A 21,399-nucleotide genomic window follows, 5' to 3' on the forward strand; every position below is an offset into this window, starting at 1 on the left:
GTAGCCCAGGCGGTCGGCGACCTGTTCGACGGTCAGACCCGCGATCAGCAGTTCCTCGGCGAGCATGCCGATGGTCTCATTGGCGAGTTCGCGGAAGGTGGTGCCCTCGTCGGACAGTCGACGGCGCAGGGTGCGCACGCCGAGGCCGTGCGCGGATCTCGGCATTCGGATCGAGCAGTTGCTCCTCGCGAATACCGGTGTGCCGCAAGACATCCGGTATCACCAGGTCGCGTCCGGCCGCGTACTGCACCAGCAGGGCGGCGCTGGTGATGGATCGCAGGTCCACCCTGGGAATCGTCCCAGATCAGCGCGGGTCCGTCGGTGGTACCGGGCGGTAGCTTCACAGCAGCATCCCGGAGTCGGGATCGAACAGCAGCGTGCGGCCGGGCTCGGGAACCGCGGTGAGTTCGTCGCCGATACGGGGCTGATTCGCCTCGGGGACGGTCACGCCGAGATGGATGCCCTCGGCGCAGTCCAGTACGACCAGGGCTGTGACGCCGAGGTTTTCCACCACCGACACCCGGCCGCGAATGCCGTCCGGCGGTTCGCCGGGCCGCAGGCTCAGATACTCCGGACGGATTCCGACGGTGACCGCACTGCCCTCGGCCCGCTCGAGTGTCACCGGCAGGGTCGCGCCCGCGGCGGCCACGCCGCCCGCGACCACGCGGCCGGGAAACTGGTTCATGGGCGTGGATCCGATGAAATTCGCGACGAAGGTGTCGGCCGGGCGCTGGAAGACCGCGCGAGGCGTGCCGATCTGCCGGATGCGTCCGGCGTCCAGTACGGCGATGCGATCGGCGACCGCGAGCGCCTCGGCCTGATCATGGGTCACGAAGACCGTGGTCACCGCGAGTTCGCGCTGCAGGCGTTTGAGGAAGGTCCGTGTCTCCAAACGCAATCGGGCGTCCAGATTCGACAGCGGCTCGTCGAGCAGCAAAACATCCGCGCCCATGGCGATCGCCCGGGCCAGTGCGACCCGCTGCTGCTGGCCGCCGGACAGCTGGGCGGGACGGCGTTCGAGCAACCCGGCCAGGCCGAGTTCGGCGCCGGTTTCCGCCGCCACCGAGCGACGCCGCGCGCGGGGAGCGTGGCGCACGCGCAGCGGATAGCCGATGTTCTCGGCGACGGTCATATGCGGGAACAGCGCGTAATCCTGGAACACCATGGCGAGATTGCGCCGCGCCGGTTCGACGGTCGTCACATCCCGATCGCCCACGAGCACACTGCCGCCCTCGGCGCGCTCGAGACCGGCGAGGGTGCGCAGCAGGGTGGTCTTACCGCAGCCGGACGGACCGAGCAGGGCGAAGAACTCACCGTCGGCGATCGTCAGCGAGAGCTCGTCCACCGCGCGGACCCCGTTCGGGTACACCACCGACAGGCCGTGAATGTCGATGCCAGCCATCAGCCCTTGATACCTCCGTGGAAGCGGAATCCGTAGCGCCGGTTCACCAGCAGGAACAGCACTACCACGGGAATCGAGTACAGCAGCGAGAACATCGGCAGCGCACGCAGATCCGCGGCCCCGCCCTCGTTCTGCATGGTGTGGACGATCACCGCGGCCGGTTGTCTGCCGGTGTCCTGCAGCAGCAGGAACGGCAGCAGGAAGTTGCCCCAGGCGTTGACGAACGACCACACCAGGATCGTGGCCAGTCCTGGTCGGGCGATCGGCAGCACGACCTGGCCGAGCACTTGCCGCGCCGAGGCGCCGAAGACCCGGGCGGATTCCTCGTAGGACGAGGGGATCGAGTCGATGAAATCCTTGAGCATGAAGATCGCCGCGGGCAGCAGTCCGCCCGACAGCACGACAGCGGTGCCCAACCGCGAATTGATCAGTCCCAGTTGGTACATCATGAGAAAGATCGGCACCATCGCCGCGGTCCCGGTGACCACGCTCGACAGCAACAGCAGCACATACAGCACCGCCCCGCGTCCCGGAATCCGCACGCGCGCCAGCACGTACGCCGCCAGCGCCGCCAGCGCCACGGTGATCGCGGTGCTCACCCCGCACAGGATCAGCGAATTCGCCAGCGAGGGCAGCACATTCGGATTACGCAGGGTGGCGGTGAGATTGGCGGTCGTCCAGTGCGGCCAGCGCACCGTCAGTCCCGGATCACGATCGAACGGCGCGGACGCCAGCCACAACAGCGGCAGCGCGAAGAACACCATGACCACCGCGATCAGCGTGTAGAAACCGATCCGGCCGAGCACCCACCGCGGCGTCATGTCCGCCTCCTGAGCAGTCGCAGATACAGCACGGCGATCACCAGGTTGACCGCCAGCAGAATCGCCGAAACCGCGGCGGCGTAACCGAGTTGGTCGCCGACCAGCGCCTGGTCGTAGATGAAGACCGGCAGTACCTCCGAGGCGTGGTTGGGGCCACCGGCGGTGAGCAGATACGGCGTGAAGTCGTTGGCGGTCCACAGCGTGATCAGCAGCGTATTGGTCAGCACCTGGCCCCGGATATGCGGGAAGACAACATCTCCGAGCAGTCGCCATCCCCGAGCGCCGCACAGTCGCGCCATCTCCAACTGCGCGGGCGGCACCGTGGCCAGCGCGGAGCTGTAGAGCATCATCGAGAACGCCGTACCCCGCCAGGTGTTGAAGACGATCAGCGCGAGCATCGGAAAGCGGATCAGCCACGCCGTGGAGTGATTGCCCAGCAGGGCGTTCAGCGTGCCGGACTTCTGATCCAGCAGCGCGAACCAGAGGAACGCCACCACGGTGCTCGGCAGAATCCAGGCCAGCAGCACCAGCCCGTGTGTTCCGGTGCGCACCGCCTTCGGCGCCCGCGGCAGCGCCCACGCAAGTCCGAAGCCGAGCAGGTTCTGCCCGATCACGGCCGAGCCCGCCACATAGATCACGGTGAGCAGGAGCGCGTTGCGGAAGTCCGGATCGCCCAGCGCCTTGGTGACATTGCCGAATCCGACGGTGTTCGGATGCACCGAATTCGGCCCGGCGAGTTCGTAATTCGTCGCGCCGATGTACAGCGTCCACAGCGCCGGGAAGATCAGGAAGATCCCGATCACCAGTACGGCGGGCGCGAGCATGGCCAGCGCCCGCCGCGCGCCGAGTCCGGCGGAATCTCGTGCCTCAGTTGTCGACAACGTTATCCCTGCCCACGAGGTCGGCCAGTTTGCGCGAATAGGCCGCCGCCGCGGCGTCGGGCGTGCGACCGCCGATCACATCGGCGGTCGCCTGCTGGATCAGCGCGGAGACCCGGGTGTAGGCGCCCTCGGAGGGCCGGAAGTAGGTGTGCGGCAGGGCATTGGCGGCGATGTAGTTCATCAGCGGCTCCCGGGCCAGCAGCGCGTTGTTGACGTCGGTGCGCGGCATGATCTGTGACGAGCCGAGATAGTCGCGCTCGTAGGCTTCCATCGCCGGGGCCGAACTCATGAAGGTGAGCAGCGACCACGCCTGCTGCGGATAGGCGGTATTCGGATTGATCAGCCACACGGCCCCGCCGGAGAAGGTGAGATGGTCCACCCCGTTCACCCCCGCGCCGGGGCGCATCGCGGGAATCAGCGCGTAGCCGACGGCGCTGTCGCGGTTGGGCATCGGGTCGGCGCCGACCGTCGGCGACAGGATCGAGCGCCACATGTAGTCGCTCTCGGGATAGATGCCGATCCGCCCGGCGGCGAATTCGGCGAAGGACCGATCCCGTCCCTGGGCCTCGAGGTCGAAATTCGGATCGGTCAGGCGTCGGGTGAAGATCTGCTGATAGAAACCCAGCGCGGCGCGCATGGCCGCGGTATCGCCCTGCCATTTGCCGTCGGCGAAGATCAGCGCGCCCGCCCCGGCCAGCAGCGGCAGGAAACCGTTGATGGTGGTGGTCTCGGCCATGGCCGTACCGCCGGCCAGCTGGATCGGGGTGATACCGGGCAGCTTCGCCAGAGCCGTTGCGGCGGTGAGGATATCGTCCCAGCTGTGCGGCTGCCAGTCGGTCGGCAGGCCGGCCCGCGCGAACAAATCCCTGTTGTAGAACAGCACCCGGCCGTCGGTGCCCTTGGGTATGCCGTAGTCCTGACCGTGGAATCGGTCGAGTTGGCGCACCGACGGATAGATCTGACTCCAGCCGTCCCAGTTCGCGACCGTCTCCGCGCCGACCACCTCGGCGAGCGGTTTGATCAGATAGCTCTGGGCGAAATTGCCGACATCGGTGCCGTCGATATCGAGGATGTCACCGCCGCCCCCGGTGCGCAGCTGCAGGATCTGCTTCTGCTGGTACGCGCCGTCGCCCGCACCGCTGCCCTGGAACTTCAGCCGGACGGTGACGCCCCGCGCCCGCTGCTGCTCGACGAAGTGCGGGATGACGTAATCGGTGAGCCACTTGGCGATCGCGGCGTTCTTACCGCCCGCGATCGCATTGGAGGCGATGGTCAGGGTCACGCTCGTGGCATCGGCGTTGAGTCGCGGATCGCTGACCCGGGCCGGTCGGCCCAGGCAGGCGGTCAGCAGCAGACACGACGTGACCACGAGGGTCAGGAGTCCGGTTCGTCTTCGCACGGCAGGCCCCCATGATCACCGGGCGAGCCGTAGCGTGCGGATCTCGAAGGGGCGCAATGTCATATCGATACCGTTCTGCGTGATTTCGTAGTGCGTCGTCTCGTCCCAGGGCCGTTCCAGCAGATCGGTGGCCACGGCCGCGCGTATGGTGAAGCCCGTGGTCAGTCGCGCCGCGGCGCGGCCGCCGCCGGATTCGTAGAGCCGCACGATCACATCTCCGGAGCGGTCGTCGGCGAGTTTCACCGCTTCCACGACCACAGCGGGATTGTCGATCTCGATCAGCGGCGGCACCGCGGCATCCGCGCCGAGGATCTCCCGCACGGGCAGATTGATCCGATAACCCTCGCGCACCGCGGTATTCACCTCCGCGCCAGGGACCAGCGCGTGGCGGAATCGATGCACGCCGTGATCGGTATCGGGGTCGGGGAAGCGCGGCGCGCGCAGCAGCGAGGCTCGCACGATGGTGACGATGCCGCCGCCGTCGCGGGCCGCGCGGCCGACGTCGTGGCCGTAGGTTGCGTCATTGGTGAGGGCGATGCCGTAACCGGGTTCGGCCAGCAGCACCCAGCGGTGCGCGCAGATCTCGAAACGCGCCGCCTCCCAGCTGGTGTTGACGTGGGTCGCGCGGTGAATGTGTCCGAACTGGATCTCCGCGGTCGACCGATCGGCCTGAACGTCCAGGGGGAAGGCGAGTTTGAGGAATTTCTCGGTTTCGTGCCAGTCGACCTCGGTGTCGATCTCGACGCCGCGCCCGCCTGCGGTCAGGGCGAGCCGCTGGCGCACGGTCGAGGATCCGAAGCGGCGCACCAGGCGGACCGCGGCCCGATCCGGGCCGGATTCCTCGAGGACGATCTCGTCGACGCCGACCAGATCGGTGACGGTATTGCGGTAGAAGCGATCCACATCCCAGGCGTCCCACCGATTCGGCACATCCGGATGCAGTTGGAGCAGATTGCCGCGCAGGCCGGGCGCGATGACCTCGCGGTCGGCGGTGAGATCGCGCACCGAGCGCAGTAATCCATTGGCGTCCAGGACGATTCGCAACGCCTCATTGCTCAGTACGAAGCCGCCGTCGGCCGCCTCGGCGGTGACCGGGCCCGCCAGCGTGTGCGCCCGGGGGCCCGCGCCCATACCGGGAACGCCCTCGTGCGCGTGCGGGGCGGCGTTGAACACCACCGGTGTCGGGCCCGCTCCGGCCAGTCGGCGCTGGGCCCGGTCGATGATCTCGGTCAGCTCCGAAGCCACCGTGGCGTAGGCCAGTTCGGCGTCGCGATATACCCAGGCGATCGAGCTGCCCGGCAGAATATCGTGGAACTGGTTGAGCAGCACCGTCTTCCATATGCGGTCCAGCTGGTCGTAGGGGTACTCCTCGCCCAGACGCACCGCGGCGGTGGCGGCCCACAGCTCGGCCTCGCGCAGCAGATGTTCGCTACGCCGATTGCCCTGTTTGGTTCTGGCCTGGCTGGTGTAGGTGCCGCGGTGCAGTTCCAGATACAGCTCGCCGACCCATACCGGGGCGCTGGCGTACTCGGCCTCGGCGGTGCGGAAGAATTCGCCCGGCGATTCCACCGTGACCCGCGGCGAACCCTCCAGATCGGCCAGACGCGCCGCGCGGGAGAGCATTTCGCGCGTCGGCCCGCCGCCGCCGTCGCCGTAGCCGAACGGGACCATCGAGCGGGTCGCGACGCCCTTGTCGGCGAAATTGTGTTCCGCGTGGGCCAATTCGGCGCCGGAGAGCTCGGAGTTGTAGGTGTCCACCGGCGGGAAGTGGGTGAAGATCCGGGTCCCGTCCAGACCCTCCCACCAGAAGGTGTGATGCGGGAATTTATTGGTCTGGTTCCAGCAGATCTTCTGGGTGAGAAACCAGCGCGAGCCCGACTGCGCGATCAGCTGTGGCAGCGCGGCGGTGTAGCCGAAGGAGTCCGGTAACCACACCTCGCGGGTCTCGAGGCCGAATTCGTCGAGATAGAAACGCTTTCCGTGCACGAATTGGCGGGCCAGCGCCTCCGCGCCGGGCATATTGGTATCCGATTCCACCCACATGCCGCCGACCGGTACGAACCGGCCCGCCGCGACCTGTTCGCCGACCCTGGCGAACAGCGCGGGGGAGTGCTGTTTGATCCAGGCCAGCTGCTGGGCCTGCGACATCGCGAAGACGAAGTCCGGATGTTGGTCCATCAGCGCGGTGACATTGGCGACCGTCCGGGTGACCTTGCGGACGGTTTCGCGCAGCGGCCACAGCCAGGCCGAGTCGATATGCGCGTGTCCGATCGCCGAAACCCGGTGCGCGCCCGCGTGGGCGGGTCGCGACAGCGCCTCGGCGAGTTCGGCGCGCGCGGCCTTGGCGGTGGCGGGGATGTCGTGGACGTCGAGCGCGTCCATGGCGTGTTCGAGCGCGCGCAGCAGTTGCCATCGGCGCGAACCGGTCAGGGGTAATTCCCGCATGAGCTGGGTCGCGACCTCGATATCGGCGACCAGCTCGGCCACCTCGGTATCGAGTACGGCCAACTCGATCCGCCCGAGCCGATACAGCGGCCGGTCACCCGCGGTCGCCGGATCGCCCAGCGGCGTCGGACCGAACGGATGCGGGGAACGACCGTCCAGAATGACCGGATTCGCGGCCGCCTCCACATAGAGCTGAATCTGTTCGCCACCGGCGGCCGGTGCGGCGATCCGCACCCACGCATTGCGCGGGCTGAGCCCTTTGACGACCGTGCCGTCGGGTGTATAGACCAGGCCCTCGCATTGAAAGCCCGGTATCGCGCCGTCGAATCCGAGATCGATGACCGCCTCCACGGTCCGCCCGGCCCAGGCCGCGGGTACCTCCCCGGTGATCCGCAGCCAGGTCGTCGCCCAGGCCGGACCCCAGGGTTGCCCGCTGCGGGTCTCGCGATAGTCGGCGGCCAGGGCCTCGGCCACGGGCACCGGCTCGCCGGGTGCGTGCCACCATTCGACCCGCACCGGCGTCGTCACCGGGTACACCGCGGGCCGAATGCGCTCCACCAGCATCCGTTCGATTCGGTCCTCGACCAGCATCCGATCGTCATGCATCCGCGACTCCGAAGGTCAGCGTCGACAAACTCCGCAAAACCATGGAACCACAGGATGTTCCGCCGCGACGGTCACTTCGGCGCGGCGCAGATGATCGCGTGGGTGGTGGTTCGTCGGGCGGGTGAGCTCGGTGCGGCGGTGGTCGTGGACCTCGGAACCGAATACGAGGCCGAGGCGATCAGCGGTCGAGTGCGCCTTGGCGCGGTGGGTTTCGTCGTGGTCACAAGGTCGAATACTGCTCGGCGGCGACCGCGAGGGAACGAGTAGCGGACTACTCGAATCGGACGGTATCGCCCGATACGGCGGCGCGCAGATCGGCGACCCCACGGTCATCGGTATCGAAGTGATCGAAGCCGTCGGGTACGCCGACGCCCGAAAACGACACCGCACCGGACGCGGCCCCGCGCACCGGCGCGCGCACCGCTGCGTGGATATCCCCGACGCCGGTGGCGGCGATGACCGCACGGGCGTTGGCCGCCCGAATACCGCCGCAGGCCATGACGGCGATTCGTCCGGCCGCCCGGGCGACCAGCGCGGCGATGGCCGGTGCGCCGTCGACGGCCGACTGTCGTGCGCCGGAGGTGAGCACGCGGGTGAATCCCAGTTCGATGGCCTGATCCAGGACTCGGTCGGGGGAGGCGGAGGCATCGATGGCGCGGTGCAGGGTGACCTGTTCACCCTGGGCGGCCTCGATCATTGCCGCGCAGGCCGCGGTGTCGAGCAGGCCGTCCGCGTCGAGCGCGCCCACGACCACCCCGTGCGCGCCGGAGCCGATCGCGGTCCGGATATCGCGTGTCATGAGCTCGATCTCGCTCGCCGTGTAGTGGAAATCGCCGGGGCGCGGGCGAATCAGGGGGTGCACCTCGGTCGCGCCCGCCCGCTCGACCGCGAGTTCGAGCAATCCCGCACTCGGCGTCAGGCCGCCCTCGGCCAGGGCGCCGCACAACTCCACCCGATCCACTCCGTGGCGCGCCGCGATGTCCACGCCGGTGATCGTTTCGACACTGATCTCGATCCGCACCCACTACTGATAGCACCGGCTGTCTCGGTGACCGGGCGGATTTTCTGCAACACGTTACAGAAGTGCCCGAAATCAGTACCGTTGTCGCCATGGACCACGCGAAACTGTTCATCGGCGGCACCTGGGCCGAACCCTCCAGTTCCGAACGCCTGCAGGTGATTTCGCCTGCCACGGAGGAACAGGTGGGCAGCGTCCCGGTGGTGACCCGTGCCGATGTGGACGCCGCGGTGGCCGCGGCGCGGCGCGCGTTCGACTCCGGGCCGTGGCCCGCCACGCCGCCCGAGGAGCGGGCCGAGGTGCTCACCCGGATCGCGCGGGGGATCGAGGAGCGTTCGGCGGATCTGATCGCCGCGCTGTCGGCCGAAACCGGTGCGCCCGCCGCCACCGCGATCACGCTCAATCAGATTCCGGCCGTCGCCGCGCTGGATTCCTATGCCGCACTGGCCAAGTCGTACCCGTGGACGCAGACCCGCACCGGGCCGTTCGGCACCACGAGGGTCTCGCGCGAACCGCTGGGCGTCGTCGCCGCGGTCACGGCGTGGAATGTGCCGCTGTTCCTGGCGGCGAACAAATTGGCCCCGGCCCTGCTGGCCGGTTGCACGTTGGTGCTCAAGCCCGCGCCGCTGACGCCGTTGTCCACCAATCTGTTCGCCGAGATCTGCGCCGGGGCGGGGCTGCCCGAGGGCGTGCTGTCGGTGCTGCCCGCCGACGCCGAGGTCGCCGAATATCTGATCGGGCATCCGGACGTGGACAAGGTCACCTTCACCGGCAGCACCGCGGTCGGTCGGAAGGTCGGGGCGATTGCCACCGGGCAGCTCAAGCGGGTCTCGCTGGAATTGGGCGGCAAATCCGCGGCGATACTGCTGCCCGACGCGGATCTGGCCGCGACGATTCCCGGCCTCGCCTTCGCGGGTCTGATGAACAGTGGTCAGGCCTGCGTCGCTCAGACCCGGATCCTGGCCCCGCGCGGGCGGTACACCGAAATCGTCGACGCGCTGGGCGACCATGTGCGTTCGATGCGCGTCGGCTGTCCCGACGATCCGCAAACCCAACTGGGACCGCTCATCTCGCGTCGCCAGCGCGAACGGGTCGAGGGCTATATCGAGACCGGTAAGCGCGAGGGCGGGCGCGTGGTGACCGGCGGCGGCCGACCCGCGGATCTGGATCGCGGCTGGTTCGTCGAGCCGACCGTCTTCGCCGATGTCGACAACTCCGCGACCATCGCGCGCGAGGAGATCTTCGGCCCGGTGCTGGCGGTGATTCCGTACGACACCGAGGACGAGGCGGTGGCCCTGGCCAACGACTCCGAGTACGGCCTGGCGGGCTCGGTGTGGACCACCGATATCGAACGCGGTGCGGCGATCGCGGCCCGCGTGCGAACCGGTACCTACGCGATCAACTGGTACGCCTTCGACCCCGGTTCGCCGTTCGGCGGTTACAAGAACTCCGGTATCGGGCGCGAGAACGGCCCGGAGGGTCTGGATTCGTTCTGCGAACAGAAATCGCTGCTCATGCCGATGGGCTGGGCGCCCTAGCGGCGCTGTCGCCGTCGGGGCGCACGGCGTTCGGCCGCGGGCGGGCCGGATCGGGTGCGGGCCAGGGCCAGCATGGCCAGGCCCGCGTCGCGGGTGAGCATGTCCAGATCCTCGAGGACCCCGCCGACCGCCTCCCCGGCGGCCCGGATGTTCTCCGGCGCCGCCGCGGCCTGATCGAATACGGCCCGCAGCGTATGCAGCTGCAGGCCGATATCGAACAGGTGCCGGACCAGGCGATCGCTGGCGATCGCGAAGGCCGATTCGACCCCGAGTAGATCGCGCCCGGGATCGAACGAAAGCCGCTGCCGCGCCTCGGGATCGATCGCGAACGGCCCGGCACGGCCGGGACTCAGCAGGGCCGCCACCAGCGCGCGGCCGATCGGGTCGAAGCCGATATCGGAGGTGGCCCCGATACTGCGGGCGATGGCCTCACCGGCGAAATCGGCGTAGAGCCGCAGCAGGCGCAACTGCTCGTCGGCGGGCTGATGCGGATCGCGGAAATGGGTCGACACCATCCCGATGACCCGGCCGGAATAGTCCAGCAGCGGCGTGGACTGCACGCCCCGGAACCCCGCCGAGGCGGCGATATCGCGGTGCGGGGCGAAGCCGGGCTCCTCGGCGACGTCGAATACCGTTGTCTGACCGGCCTTGGCCGCGCTGCCGCATACCGAGCTCTCGTCCTCCACCACCGCGAAGTATTCCGAGAATTCGGAGTCGAACCCGTATTCGGTGATCAGCAGCAGGGCGCCGGTGGACGGGTCGACCAATTGGACGTCGCCGAAATCCGCGCCCGTCAAACCCAGTGCCGCGTCCAGGACCCTGGGCAGCAGCGCGCCGACGGAGGACACGTCACAGAGTTGTTCGGTCAGGCGGTGCAGTTCGCGCACCGCGTCGGGCCGATCCAGCGCGAAGCGCATCGCGGACGCGAAATGCTCTGCGCGCCAAGCCAATGTCGACGCATCCGCCACGGTGGGAGGCGGCAGATCACGATGGGCGTTCTCGATTCGTTCCAGCGCGTGCGCGGGATCCCAGCGCGAACCCATGGGCACAGCCCCCTATCCCTCGGGTGCATGGCTGGCCAGAGTGTACGACGACACATAGGCTCGAGACAGGGGCGCAAGGGCCCTGAACCTGGGAGCGGAGGCGATCTCACCGCTACCCGGGCGCCACGCCGTGCCGATCAGCCCCCTCCAAAGATCGGACCGGAGCGGCGCCCGGACGCGCCGCAGCGCGTTTGGGAACCGAAGTCTGCTCTGCCCTACTATCCAAACCGCGAGAATGGCTACCGCGCAATGATCTTCGGTGAAGTGTCAAAGTCCTTGGCCGCCGAGGCGGGGCGGGACGAGACGGGAGGAGAGGGCCGTGGCGCTGGAAATGCCCAGCTTGGCCGGGTGGCTGCGTAGTGTGCGCACCTTTCGGGGCCTCACCCGCGAGGCGGCCGCCCTACGCGCGCATGTCAGCGTCTCCTACATCCGGCGCATCGAGAACGAACAGCTGATCCCGGGACGGCAGATTCTCGATCATCTCATCTCCGCGTACGAACTGGACGACCCGCAGGCCCGTTTCACCCGCGAGCTGTGCGAGCCGCCCTATGAACTGCCCCCGCTCGAGGTGCTGCGCAAGCTGATCGCCACCCCCGATCGACTGGCCAATCTCGAACAGCTCGATCGCATCGGCATCCAGTCCATGTACATCGACCCGCTGCAGAACGTCCTCGCCTACAACAACTCCTACGCCGACGCCGTACCCGGCGTGATCGAGGAGGGCAGCGCGAATCTGCTGCTGTGGGCCTTCCCGCCGACCGGCGGCACCCCGGCGATGGACGAGCGGTATCCGGAACCGCATCTGAGCCTGGAGACCGTCATGCGGGTGGCCCTGGCCCGAGCGGCGTTCGGTCGGCACCGCGACGCCCCGCGAGCGGTCCATCTGTTCGAACTCTTGTGCCGCAACGACCGATTCGTGGCCGTCTGGGAGGGCGGTATCGACGTGGCCTACACCCGCGAGCCGGGGAATCTGCTGCAGCGCTTCGATCCCGACACCGGGAAGCCGTACACGGCCAGCGTCGAGGTCACCGAGATGCCGGGTTTGTACGGCGTGCGCCTGTTCACCTCGGTGCCGCGTCGTTCGCCCTGATCGGGCCGGTCGCATCTCCGACTCGAACGCGGCGGTCACCTGCTCGAGGATCGGGGCCGACCGGCGCAGCTGGGCTGGGTGCATATGGCTCAGCGCGCTCGACCGCATCCGGAACCCGGTTCACCAGACCGGATTCCACCGCGCGGTCGATCAGGCCCACCACGCTGTGGTGGCGCAGCCCCAGTTGATGCTGGGGCCGGTGTCAATCCGACCTCGTGCGCCTGTTGATCGAGGTCGCGGTGACGTCGCGGGTGTCGGCGATCAGGCCCGATGCGGGTGGAGATCGGTCCGTTCGAGCCGTTATTCGTGAACATCCGCGCGCGTGGAAGAACCTGCGCGCCATCATCGAACGGGCCACCGGCGCGCCGGTCGACACGCTGCCCATGGTGCGGGTTCGGCTCGAGGCGCGCTAGCTGCTCGAAAGCCGCTTTCCACCAACTTCTTTCGCTGTCAAGACCTTGTCGGGGGTGAGCTCGGCGAGTACTGTGCAATGTCACACATCACATATCACTCGTATTCGCGGCTCGTCCTTCGATGGAGGCTTGTATGTCCGAAACGATCTCCGCCGCCGAAACCCGGCCCTGGCACGGCGTTCTGGTCGCGACGGCTCTGCCGTTCGCCGACGACCACTCGGTCGATCACGACGCCTATGCCGAACATGTGCGCTGGTTGGCCGACAACGGATGTCACGGCATCAGCCCCAACGGTTCGCTGGGGGAGTATCAAACCCTCGACGACGACGAACGCGCGCGAGTGGTGTGCACCGCCGTCGCCGCGGCCCCGCCGGGCTTCACCGTGATGCCCGGGGTCGCCGCCTACGGCGCGCTGCAGGCCAGGGCCTGGGCCGAACAGGCCGGGGAAGCCGGGGCGCAGGCGGTGATGCTGTTGCCGCCCAATGCCTATCGCGGCGGGCGTGAGTCGATTCTGGAGCACTACCGGGCCGTCGCCGCGGTCGGCCTGCCGATCGTGGCCTACAACAATCCGATCGCCACCCGTATCGACCTGACACCCGAGATCCTGGCGGAGCTGTATGCCGAGGGGCTGATCGTCGCGGTGAAGGAGTTCACCGGCGACGTCCGGCGATTCTACGAAATCAAAGAGCTCGCAGCGGGATTGGATGTGCTGGTCGGCTCCGACGATGTGCTGCTGGAACTGGGCATCGCGGGCGCGGTCGGTTGGATCGCGGGCTTCACCAACGCGATTCCGCGCGTGACGGTCGAGCTGTACAACGCGGCGGTGAACCGGGATCTGGACAAGGCGCTGCCGCTGTATCGGGACCTGCATCGGCTGCTGCGGTGGGATTCGAAAACCGAATTCGTCCAGGCGGTCAAGCTTTCGATGGATGTGGCCGGTCGGCGCGGCGGCGGCTGCCGCCCACCGCGGGTCCCGCTGTCCCCACGCGATGCCGCCGCCGTCACCGAGGCCACCGAAGCGGTACTGGCCAAGGGTTATCGGTGAGCCATGACCGGCAGCGCGATCGAACCGATGGGTGATACGACGATCGAGGGCGTCGAGGCGGTGGTCGCGAGGGCGGCCGCCGCGGCGGCGCGGTGGGCGAGTCTGGACCTGGCCGATCGGGCGGCCGTGCTGCGCGGCATCGCCGATCGGCTCGACGCGTACGGACCCGAACTCGTCGCCCTGGCCATGGCCGAAACAGGTCTGGCCGCACCGAGATTGACCGGTGAGCTGCGGCGGACCAGTTTCCAGCTGCGTCTGTTCGCGGGGGTCGTGCTCGACCGCGGCTTCCTGGACCTGCGCATCGATCCGCCCGACCCGCAGTGGCCGATGGGCGCGCCGCGCCCGGATCTGCGGCGGATGAATGTGCCGCTGGGGCCGGTGCTGAACTTCGCGGCGAGCAACTTCCCGTTCGCGTTCTCCGTCGCCGGTGGCGATACCGCCTCGGCGTTGGCGGCGGGGTGTCCGGTGATCGTCAAGGCCAGCCCGGGCCATCCGCGGCTGTCTCGACGGGTCGGCGATCTGATCGGCGAGACGGTCGAGCAATTCGGAGCTCCGACAGGGACATTCGGGCTGCTGTTCGGTCGCGCGGCCGGGGTGCGGGCGCTCACCCATCCGGCCGTGGCCGCCGCGGCCTTCACCGGATCCACCGCGGGCGGGCGGGCGCTCTACGACATCGCCTGCGGGCGGCCGGTGCCGATTCCGTTCTTCGGGGAATTGGGTTCGATCAATCCGGTGTTCGTGACGGCCGAGGCCGCCTATGGGCGCGCGGCCGAGATCGCGGCGGGCCTGCTGGCCGCGGTGAGTGCGAGTGCCGGACAGCTGTGTACCAAGCCCGGCATGGTCGTAATACCTTTGGACGCACCGATATTCGACGAGATCATCGAACTCGCCAGGAACCGCCCGATGCCCACGGGTCCGATGCTCAACGAGGATATCGCCGCGACCTTCACCGACGCCGTCGACCGGATCCGCTCGCATCCGGATGTGCGGGTGCTGACCGGCGGCGGGCCCGGGGAGGCGCTGGTGCTGGCGACGACCGCGCGGGCGGTGCTGGTCGGACCCGACGCACTATTGCACGAGATGTTCGGTCCGGCAACGCTGCTGGTGGGCTATCGCGATACCGATGAGCTGCTGGAGCTGGCCCGGACCGTCGGCGGGCAGCTGACGGTATCGGTCTTCGCCGACCGCGCCGTCGACACCGCTCGCGCCCTGATCGCCGCCGCGACGGCCGCCGCCGGTCGGGTGCTGTGGAACGGCTGGCCCGTAGGCGTCTCGGTCACCCACGCCCAGCAGCACGGCGGTCCGTATCCGGCCACCACCGCCCCGGCCGCGACCTCGGTGGGCAGCGCGGCCGTCTCGCGATTCCTGCGGCCGGTGGTGTATCAGGAGGTGCCCGAGGAGCTGCTGCCGCCGGAACTGCGCTCGGACAACCCATCGGGCGCGCCCCGATCGATCGATGGGGCCCGGCCGCGATGAGCGAGGTGCTGATCATCGGTGCGGGCGTGATCGGATGCGCACTGGCGGAACGGATTTCGCGGGCAGGGGTATCGGTTCTGGTATGCGAACAGGGTGCGGTGGCGTCCGCGACGACCGCACACGGCGAGGGCAACGTCCTCGTCTCCGACAAGGGTCCGGGACCGGAACTCGAATTGGCGGGGCTGTCTCGGCGGTTGTGGCCCCAGATGCTCGACCGGCTCGCCGAGCGAGTGCCCGATGCGGCGGCCGCAGTGGAATGGGAGGCCAAGGGCGGCATCGTCGTCGCCACCACCCATGCCGGGGCCGTCGCGCTGCGAGAATTCGCCGCGACACAGCGTCGAGCCGGGGTGCGCGTGGCGGAGTTGGACGGGGATCGGCTGGCGGCGGCCGAGCCCTGGCTGACCCGCGACGTGTGCGCGGCGATGCACTATCCGGACGACGCTCAGGTGCAACCGACCGGTGCCGCAACGGCTTTGCTCACCGCGGCGATCCGATCCGGGGCGGCGGTCGAGACCGGATGCGCGGTGACCGGGCCGATCCTGAGCAATGGCCGGTTGGTCGGAGTGCGTACAACGCGGGGGCCGCGATACGGCGATGCGATCGTGCTCGCGGCGGGGCCGTGGTCCGGTGATGTGTCGCGCACGTTCGGGGCTCCGATCGCGGTGCGCCCGCGGCGCGGTGACGTGCTGATCACCGCGCCGATGCCGCCGACGGTGTTCCACAAGGTGTACGACGCGGACTATGTGGGTGCGGTGGAAAGTGACGACACCGGCCTGCGGGCGTCGGCGGTCGTCGAGGCCACCCGCGGCGGTCCGCTGCTGCTCGGCTCCTCGCGGCGGCGGTGCGGATTCGACGATCGTCTGCGCCTCGACAGTCTGTCGGCCATCGCCCGCAAGGCGATCCGGCTGTTCCCGACCCTGGCCGATGCCGCGATCATGCGCGCCTACGGTGGTTTTCGGCCGTATGTCGCCGATCATCTGCCGGTGATCGGTCCGGATGTTCGTCTTCCCGGTTTGTGGCATGCCACCGGTCACGAGGGCGCGGGTATCGGCTTGTCCCTGGCCACCGCCGAACTGCTCACCCAGATGTTGACCGGTCGACCGCCCGCGCTCGATCCCACGCCCTTCCGGATCGATCGTCCGGCGGTTCTCGCTCCGCTGGCCTCGACTGTCGACATGGTGGCCGGATGAGCGCGCATCTCATACCCGCGGACCGCGATCCGGTTGGTCGGTGCGATCGGCCGTTGGCGGTGACGGTCGACGGGATTCGGATTCCGGGAATCGCGGGGCAGACGCTGGCCTCGGTGCTGTTGGCCGCCGATCGGACGATGTGGCGGACCGCGCCGGGTGGGGGAGGACGCGGAGTGTTCTGCGGGATCGGGGTCTGCTTCGACTGCGTGGCCACGGTCAACGGCGTACCCGATATCCGGTTGTGCCGTCGGCCCGCGCGGGACGGGGATGTCGTGATCACCCAGTCTCGGGAAAACCGCTGTCCCGCAACCGATGGGGGTATGCGATGACTCGTCATGTGGTGGTGATCGGTGGTGGTCCGGCCGGTGCGGCCGCCGCCGATGCGGCGCTGCGGTACGGGGCGCGGGTGACCCTGGTCGATTCGAACGAGAGTCTCGGCGGGCAGTACAACCGGCGGATTCCGATGGCATACGGGGTTCGTCGTCCGTTGCGGATCGGGCACGGGTACGCGGCGGCCGATCTGCGGGCGCGGCGGCTCGCCGAGCATCCGCGGTGCGAATATCTGTCCTGGGCGTCGGTCTATCGCCTCGAACCGGCACCCGGGGGCGGGCCGCCGGTGGTCGGGCTGCTGCGGGGGATCGAGGGCGAACAGCGCACGGCTCACGAAATACGGGGTGACGCACTGATTCTCGCCACCGGAGCCTACGACCGGGTGTGTCCGTTTCCGGGGTGGGATCTGCCCGGCGTGTATACCGGCGGCGCGGCGCAGACCTTGGCGAAGACGCAGCGGCTGCTGGTGGGGCGGTCGGTGCTGGTGTCGGGAACCGGGCCGTTCCTGCTGCCGGTCGCGCGGGCGTTGGCCGACGGTGGCGCTCGGGTGCGGGCGGTGCTCGAGGCCAATGCGGGTCCGCGCCTGCTGCGGCAGTGGAGCGCTCGGCCCTGGCAATTGCGGCACAGCGCGGATAAGGCCGCGGAACTGGTCGAGTACCTCGCCTGCGGTGTGCGCCAACGTATTCCGCTGCGCGCCTCTCGCGCGGTGATCGCCGTAGCGGGGGATCGGCGGGTCGAGGAGGCCGTCGTCGCCCGGCTCGGCCCCGACTGGACGCCGATTCCCGGCAGCCGGGTGTCGGTGTCGGTGGACGCGGTCGTGGTCACCCACGGGTTCACCCCGCAGATCGAATTGGCGGTCGCGGCCGGGGCGGAGCTGAGCTCGGACGGATTCGTTCGCGTGGACCGCGCGCAGCGCACGACCGCCGAATCGGTCTGGGCCGCAGGGGAGATCACCGGTATCGGCGGCGCGCAGGTCGCCGCGATCGAGGGCGTTGTGGCGGGTATGGCGGCGGCCGGGGCCGATCCGAGCGCCGACCGCGCACTGCGCGCCCGCCAGCGCACGGCCCGCCAGTTCGTCACCCGCCTCGCCGCGGCGCATCCGATTCGATCGGGCGTGCTGAGCTGGTCGGCCCCCGACACCGTCATCTGCCGCTGCGAGGGCACCACCCGGGCCGCCCTCACCGACGCCTGGTCACGGTCCATCGGAAACGTCGACCGCCCGGTCAAACTCGCCACCCGCGCCGGTCTGGGGCCCTGTCAGGGTCGCCTGTGCGCGGCCGATGTCGAGGCCCTGCGCGACCACCTGCACCCCGACGAGATTCGAGCCGATCGAACGCTGCCCGGCCTGGCCGCGGCGGCCCCGGCGCATCGCCCCCTGGCGGCCCCCGTCCGCCTGCGCGAACTGGCCGCCCTCGACGGCGAGTGTCCCCGCACTGCCCAGCAGCCGACCGGCCCACGGGTGGATTGATCCGACCCGCCCGGGCGGCACGATCGTCGCGACCGCGAAAGGACTCCGTAATGCGCAGCAGCCGAATCATTTCCGCGATCGATACCCATACCGAGGGCATGCCGACCCGGGTGATCACCGGGGGCGTCGGTACGGTGCCGGGCAGGACGATGGCGGCGCGGCGAATGTATTTCGCCGAACATCTGGACGGACTGCGCAGGCTGCTGGTGAACGAGCCGCGCGGCCACGCGGCGATGAGCGGGGCGATCCTGCAGCCGCCCACCACCGACGACGGCCACTACGGTGTGCTGTTCATCGAAGTCAGTGGGCTGCTACCGATGTGCGGGCACGGGACGATGGGCGTGGCGACCGCGCTCGTCGAGGCGGGAATGGTGCCGGTCGTCGAGCCGGTGACCGAGATTCGCCTGGACACTCCGGCCGGGCGGGTGGTGGTCGCGGTGACAGTTGTTGGTGGGCACGCGAATTCGGTCACATTGCGCAACGTGCCCGCCTATTGTGAGAGCCTCGACAACGATCTCGACGTCCCAGGGCTCGGCATGGTGCGTTACGACATGGCCTACGGCGGCAACTTCTATGCCATCGTGGACCTCGGCAAACTCGGCCTGCCGTTCGATCGTGGCCATCAGGACCGCGTACTCGACGCCGGGCTGCGAATCATGGCCGCGATCAACGAGTTCCGCGCCCCGGTGCATCCGATGGACCGCCGCATCACCGGCTGCAAACACGTCCAGTTCCTCGATCCGGCCGCCGAACCCGCCCATACCCGCAATGCCATGGTCATCCATCCCGGCTGGTTCGACCGATCACCCTGCGGCACGGGGACGTCCGCGCTACTCGCCCGTCAGCATGCGCGCGGGCTGCTCTCGGGCGATCAGGTGCTGCGCAACGATTCGTTCATCGGCACCACCTTTCACGCCCGCGCGGTCGAAACGACCGTCGTGGGTGGATATCCCGCCATCGTTCCCGAGATCACCGGCCGCGCCTGGGTTACCGCGACGGCCAACTATCTGCTCGACCCCACCGATCCCTTTCCCGAGGGATTCGTCTTCTAGTACCGAGGAATACGCGCATGAAACCCGTCGACACCCGGGCGCCCCGGCCCCGACCGACCAGAAGCACCCTGCTGCGGCGGATGCCCGTAACGGTCGTCGACACCGGCGACTTCACCAAGAGTATGGGGCTGTGGCAACTGGTCGCGCTCAGTCTCGGCGGGCTCGTCGGCGCGGGGGTGTTCTCCCTGGCCGGGGTGGTCGCCCACGATATCGCCGGTCCGGCCGTGCTGGTCTCGTTCGCCATCGCGATTGTCGCCTCCGGGGCCGCGGGTCTGTGCTATGCGGAATTCGCGGGGATGGTGCCGCGCGCGGGCTCGGCCTACACCTACGCCTATGTCTCCCTCGGTGAGATCATCGGCTTCCTGATCGGCTGGGATCTGCTGCTGGAGTACACCGCCATCGTGTCGGTGGTGGCGATCGCGGTCTCCGGATACCTCAACTACATCACCCACTACTTCGGATTCGATCTGCCCGCCTGGGCGCTGGGCGCGCCGGGGACCGGATCCGGGCATCGGGTCGATCTGTTCGCGGTGCTGCTGTGTCTGCTGCTGGCCTTCCTGCTCTCGCGCGGCACCCGCGAATCCGCCCGGGTGCAAACCGGACTCGTGGCGTTGAAGATGGCGATCGTCGCGATCGTGGTGCTCGCCGGGGCGTTCCGCATCAAGACCGGCAATTACGATCCGTTCTTCCCGTTCGGACTCGGCGGCGCGGTCTCTGGTGCGGCCCTGGCCTTCTTCGCTGTCTACGGCTACGACGCCATGAGCGCCGCCGCCGAGGAATCCACCGACGGTAAACGGCTGCTGCCGAAGGCCATCATGATCAGCCTGGGCATCGCGTCGGTGGTGTATCTGCTGGTGTGTCTGGTGATCGTCGGGATGGTCAACTACACCGATATCGCCGTCTCCGCGCCCTTCTCCAGCGCCTTCGACAGCATCGGACTGGGCGTACTCGGCCTGGTGATCGCGGTCGGCGCGGTCGTCGGCGTCACCACCTCGGCCTTCGCCAATATGCTCGCCGTCACCCGGGTCGGATTCGCCATGAGCCGAGACGGATTGCTGCCCGGCTATTTCGGCGCGCCGAATCCGCGGCGACGCGTCCCGACCCGCGTGATCTGGCCGGTCGGCATCGTCTCGGCGCTGATCGCCGGATTCCTGCCGATCCGCGAGGCCGCCGAACTCACCAATGTCGGCATTCTGATGGCCTTCATCGTGGTCGCGCTGGGTGTGATGCGGCTGCGCCGGACGCGTCCGGAGGCCGAACGGCCCTTCCGTACGCCGTGGGTTCCGGTGGTGCCGCTGATCGGGATCGCGTTCTCGGTCTGGCTCATCGGCCACCTGACCTGGGTCACCTGGGTGCGGTTCGCGGTCTGGCTCGTCCTGGGCCTGGTGCTGTACTTCACCTTCGGCCACCGGCACTCCAAACTGAACGCCGGTGCGGCCTAACTATTCTGGAGGGGGACGGGGCGACGCGCCCACCAGGACGAATACGGAGTGCGGATGATCGAACGGCTGGACAGCGGCAGAAGGTCGACGCTACGCGACCACGTCTCGGACGCGCTGCGCGCCGCGATCATTTCCGGTGAACTCGAACCGGGTGAGCTGTACTCCGCGCCGAACCTGTCGGAACGGTTCGGGATTTCGGCGACCCCGGTGCGGGAGGCGATGCTCGATCTGGTCCGGCAGGGATTGGTGATCTCGGTGCCCAACAAGGGTTTCCGGGTCACCGAGACCTCCGAGGACGATCTGGACTCGATCGCGAAGATCCGCATGCTGCTGGAACCGCCGAGCGTACGCGGCATTGTCGGAACCATTCCCGCCGCCGACTTCCCCGGCCTGCGGGCCCAGGCCGAGAAGATCGTCGACGCCGCGCTGCGCGGCGATCTCGTCGAATACGTCGACGCCGACCGCCGATTCCACCTCATGCTCCTCGACTACTGCCGCAATCCGCGCCTGTCTCAGATCGTCAGCGACCTACGCGCCCAGACCCGCCTGTTCGGCCTGGCCGCACTGGTGGAACGCGGCGAACTGGAAAGCTCCGCCCGCGAACACCACACCATCCTCGACCTCATCGAATCCGAGCGCCCCGAGGAGCTCGAACAGTTCCTACGCCGCCACATCGGCCACGTCCGCGGTATCTGGGCGGCCGCGCAGGGCTGATTCGGATCAGCCGCGGTTCGGTCATG

The 21,399-nt window shown here is 68.7% G+C and carries 19 protein-coding genes; 12 read left to right on the forward strand and 7 right to left on the reverse strand.

Going from position 1 to position 21,399, the window contains the following annotated elements; translation table 11 throughout:
* Positions 1-340 precede the first annotated feature (340 nt).
* The 5 genes from NP4_RS27520 to NP4_RS27540 are packed head-to-tail and all read right to left on the reverse strand — an operon-like array spanning position 341 to position 7,554.
* Positions 341-1,402, reverse strand: a complete 1,062-nt coding sequence (locus tag NP4_RS27520) for an ABC transporter ATP-binding protein (RefSeq protein ID WP_068003849.1) — start codon at positions 1,400-1,402, stop codon at positions 341-343.
* Entirely contained in the window at positions 1,402-2,223 is an 822-nt protein-coding gene (locus NP4_RS27525; protein WP_068003851.1) for a carbohydrate ABC transporter permease, read from the reverse strand. Before NP4_RS27525 ends, NP4_RS27520 begins: the two co-directional genes overlap by 1 nt.
* On the reverse strand, positions 2,220-3,104 hold the full coding sequence (locus tag NP4_RS27530; RefSeq protein WP_245997597.1) for a carbohydrate ABC transporter permease: 885 nt from the start codon (positions 3,102-3,104) through the stop codon (positions 2,220-2,222). Before NP4_RS27530 ends, NP4_RS27525 begins: the two co-directional genes overlap by 4 nt.
* Positions 3,091-4,503 carry an ABC transporter substrate-binding protein gene (locus tag NP4_RS27535; protein ID WP_068003856.1) on the reverse strand — a complete coding sequence of 471 codons (1,413 nt, stop codon included), beginning with the start codon at positions 4,501-4,503 and terminating at the stop codon, positions 3,091-3,093. The genes NP4_RS27530 and NP4_RS27535 overlap by 14 nt, the downstream gene beginning before the upstream one ends.
* Positions 4,504-4,518: 15 nt before the next feature.
* Positions 4,519-7,554 carry an alpha-mannosidase gene (locus NP4_RS27540; protein ID WP_068003857.1) on the reverse strand — a complete coding sequence of 1,012 codons (3,036 nt, stop codon included), beginning with the start codon at positions 7,552-7,554 and terminating at the stop codon, positions 4,519-4,521.
* Positions 7,555-7,608: 54 nt separating this feature from the next.
* Between NP4_RS27540 and NP4_RS27545 the strand changes: the two genes are divergently transcribed.
* Positions 7,609-7,821 carry a hypothetical protein gene (locus NP4_RS27545; RefSeq protein WP_068003861.1) on the forward strand — a complete coding sequence of 71 codons (213 nt, stop codon included), beginning with the start codon at positions 7,609-7,611 and terminating at the stop codon, positions 7,819-7,821.
* A gap of 4 nt (positions 7,822-7,825) precedes the next feature.
* Here NP4_RS27545 and NP4_RS27550 read toward each other — a convergent pair whose 3' ends face one another.
* A complete protein-coding gene (locus NP4_RS27550; RefSeq protein ID WP_068003863.1) occupies positions 7,826-8,575 on the reverse strand; it encodes a copper homeostasis protein CutC in 750 nt (249 codons plus the stop codon).
* 89 nt (positions 8,576-8,664) lie between these two features.
* Here NP4_RS27550 and NP4_RS27555 point away from each other — a divergent pair, with 89 nt between their 5' ends.
* A complete protein-coding gene (locus NP4_RS27555; protein WP_068004169.1) occupies positions 8,665-10,110 on the forward strand; it encodes an aldehyde dehydrogenase in 1,446 nt (481 codons plus the stop codon).
* Here NP4_RS27555 and NP4_RS27560 read toward each other — a convergent pair.
* Positions 10,107-11,153 carry a GAF domain-containing protein gene (locus NP4_RS27560; RefSeq protein WP_068003867.1) on the reverse strand — a complete coding sequence of 349 codons (1,047 nt, stop codon included), beginning with the start codon at positions 11,151-11,153 and terminating at the stop codon, positions 10,107-10,109. The two genes, NP4_RS27555 and NP4_RS27560, sit on opposite strands and share 4 nt — an antisense overlap.
* Positions 11,154-11,472: 319 nt before the next feature.
* Between NP4_RS27560 and NP4_RS27565 the strand changes: the two genes are divergently transcribed.
* The 10 genes from NP4_RS27565 (at position 11,473) to NP4_RS27610 (ending at position 21,373) form a co-directional block, all read left to right on the forward strand.
* Complete coding sequence (locus NP4_RS27565; RefSeq protein WP_068003869.1) at positions 11,473-12,243, forward strand: helix-turn-helix domain-containing protein; 771 nt, start codon at positions 11,473-11,475, stop codon at positions 12,241-12,243.
* 224 nt (positions 12,244-12,467) lie between these two features.
* Positions 12,468-12,656: a hypothetical protein gene (locus NP4_RS42000; protein ID WP_174556178.1), complete on the forward strand. Its 189-nt coding sequence runs from the start codon at positions 12,468-12,470 to the stop codon at positions 12,654-12,656.
* A 133-nt stretch (positions 12,657-12,789) separates the two neighbouring features.
* Entirely contained in the window at positions 12,790-13,701 is a 912-nt protein-coding gene (locus NP4_RS27575; RefSeq protein WP_068003873.1) for a dihydrodipicolinate synthase family protein, read from the forward strand.
* Between the two features lie 3 nt (positions 13,702-13,704).
* Positions 13,705-15,177, forward strand: coding sequence for an aldehyde dehydrogenase (NADP(+)) (locus tag NP4_RS27580; protein ID WP_068003877.1), 1,473 nt, complete (start codon positions 13,705-13,707; stop codon positions 15,175-15,177).
* On the forward strand, positions 15,174-16,367 hold the full coding sequence (locus NP4_RS27585; RefSeq protein WP_068003883.1) for an NAD(P)/FAD-dependent oxidoreductase: 1,194 nt from the start codon (positions 15,174-15,176) through the stop codon (positions 16,365-16,367). Before NP4_RS27580 ends, NP4_RS27585 begins: the two co-directional genes overlap by 4 nt.
* Positions 16,364-16,696 (forward strand): (2Fe-2S)-binding protein, encoded by a 333-nt coding sequence (locus NP4_RS27590; protein WP_068003887.1) that lies wholly within the window; start codon positions 16,364-16,366, stop codon positions 16,694-16,696. The genes NP4_RS27585 and NP4_RS27590 overlap by 4 nt, the downstream gene beginning before the upstream one ends.
* Complete coding sequence (locus NP4_RS27595; RefSeq protein ID WP_068003889.1) at positions 16,693-18,165, forward strand: NAD(P)/FAD-dependent oxidoreductase; 1,473 nt, start codon at positions 16,693-16,695, stop codon at positions 18,163-18,165. Before NP4_RS27590 ends, NP4_RS27595 begins: the two co-directional genes overlap by 4 nt.
* 50 nt (positions 18,166-18,215) lie before the next feature.
* Entirely contained in the window at positions 18,216-19,217 is a 1,002-nt protein-coding gene (locus tag NP4_RS27600) for a proline racemase family protein (RefSeq protein WP_068003891.1), read from the forward strand.
* Positions 19,218-19,234: 17 nt separating this feature from the next.
* Positions 19,235-20,659: an amino acid permease gene (locus NP4_RS27605; protein WP_068003895.1), complete on the forward strand. Its 1,425-nt coding sequence runs from the start codon at positions 19,235-19,237 to the stop codon at positions 20,657-20,659.
* 54 nt (positions 20,660-20,713) lie between these two features.
* The gene (locus tag NP4_RS27610; protein ID WP_068003898.1) at positions 20,714-21,373 is read left to right on the forward strand and encodes a GntR family transcriptional regulator; all 660 of its coding nucleotides are present in this window, start codon (positions 20,714-20,716) and stop codon (positions 21,371-21,373) included.
* The last annotated feature ends 26 nt before the right edge of the window (positions 21,374-21,399 follow it).

It is taken from the genome of Nocardia pseudobrasiliensis NBRC 108224 (assembly GCF_001613105.1).
GTDB lineage: Bacteria > Actinomycetota > Actinomycetes > Mycobacteriales > Mycobacteriaceae > Nocardia > Nocardia pseudobrasiliensis.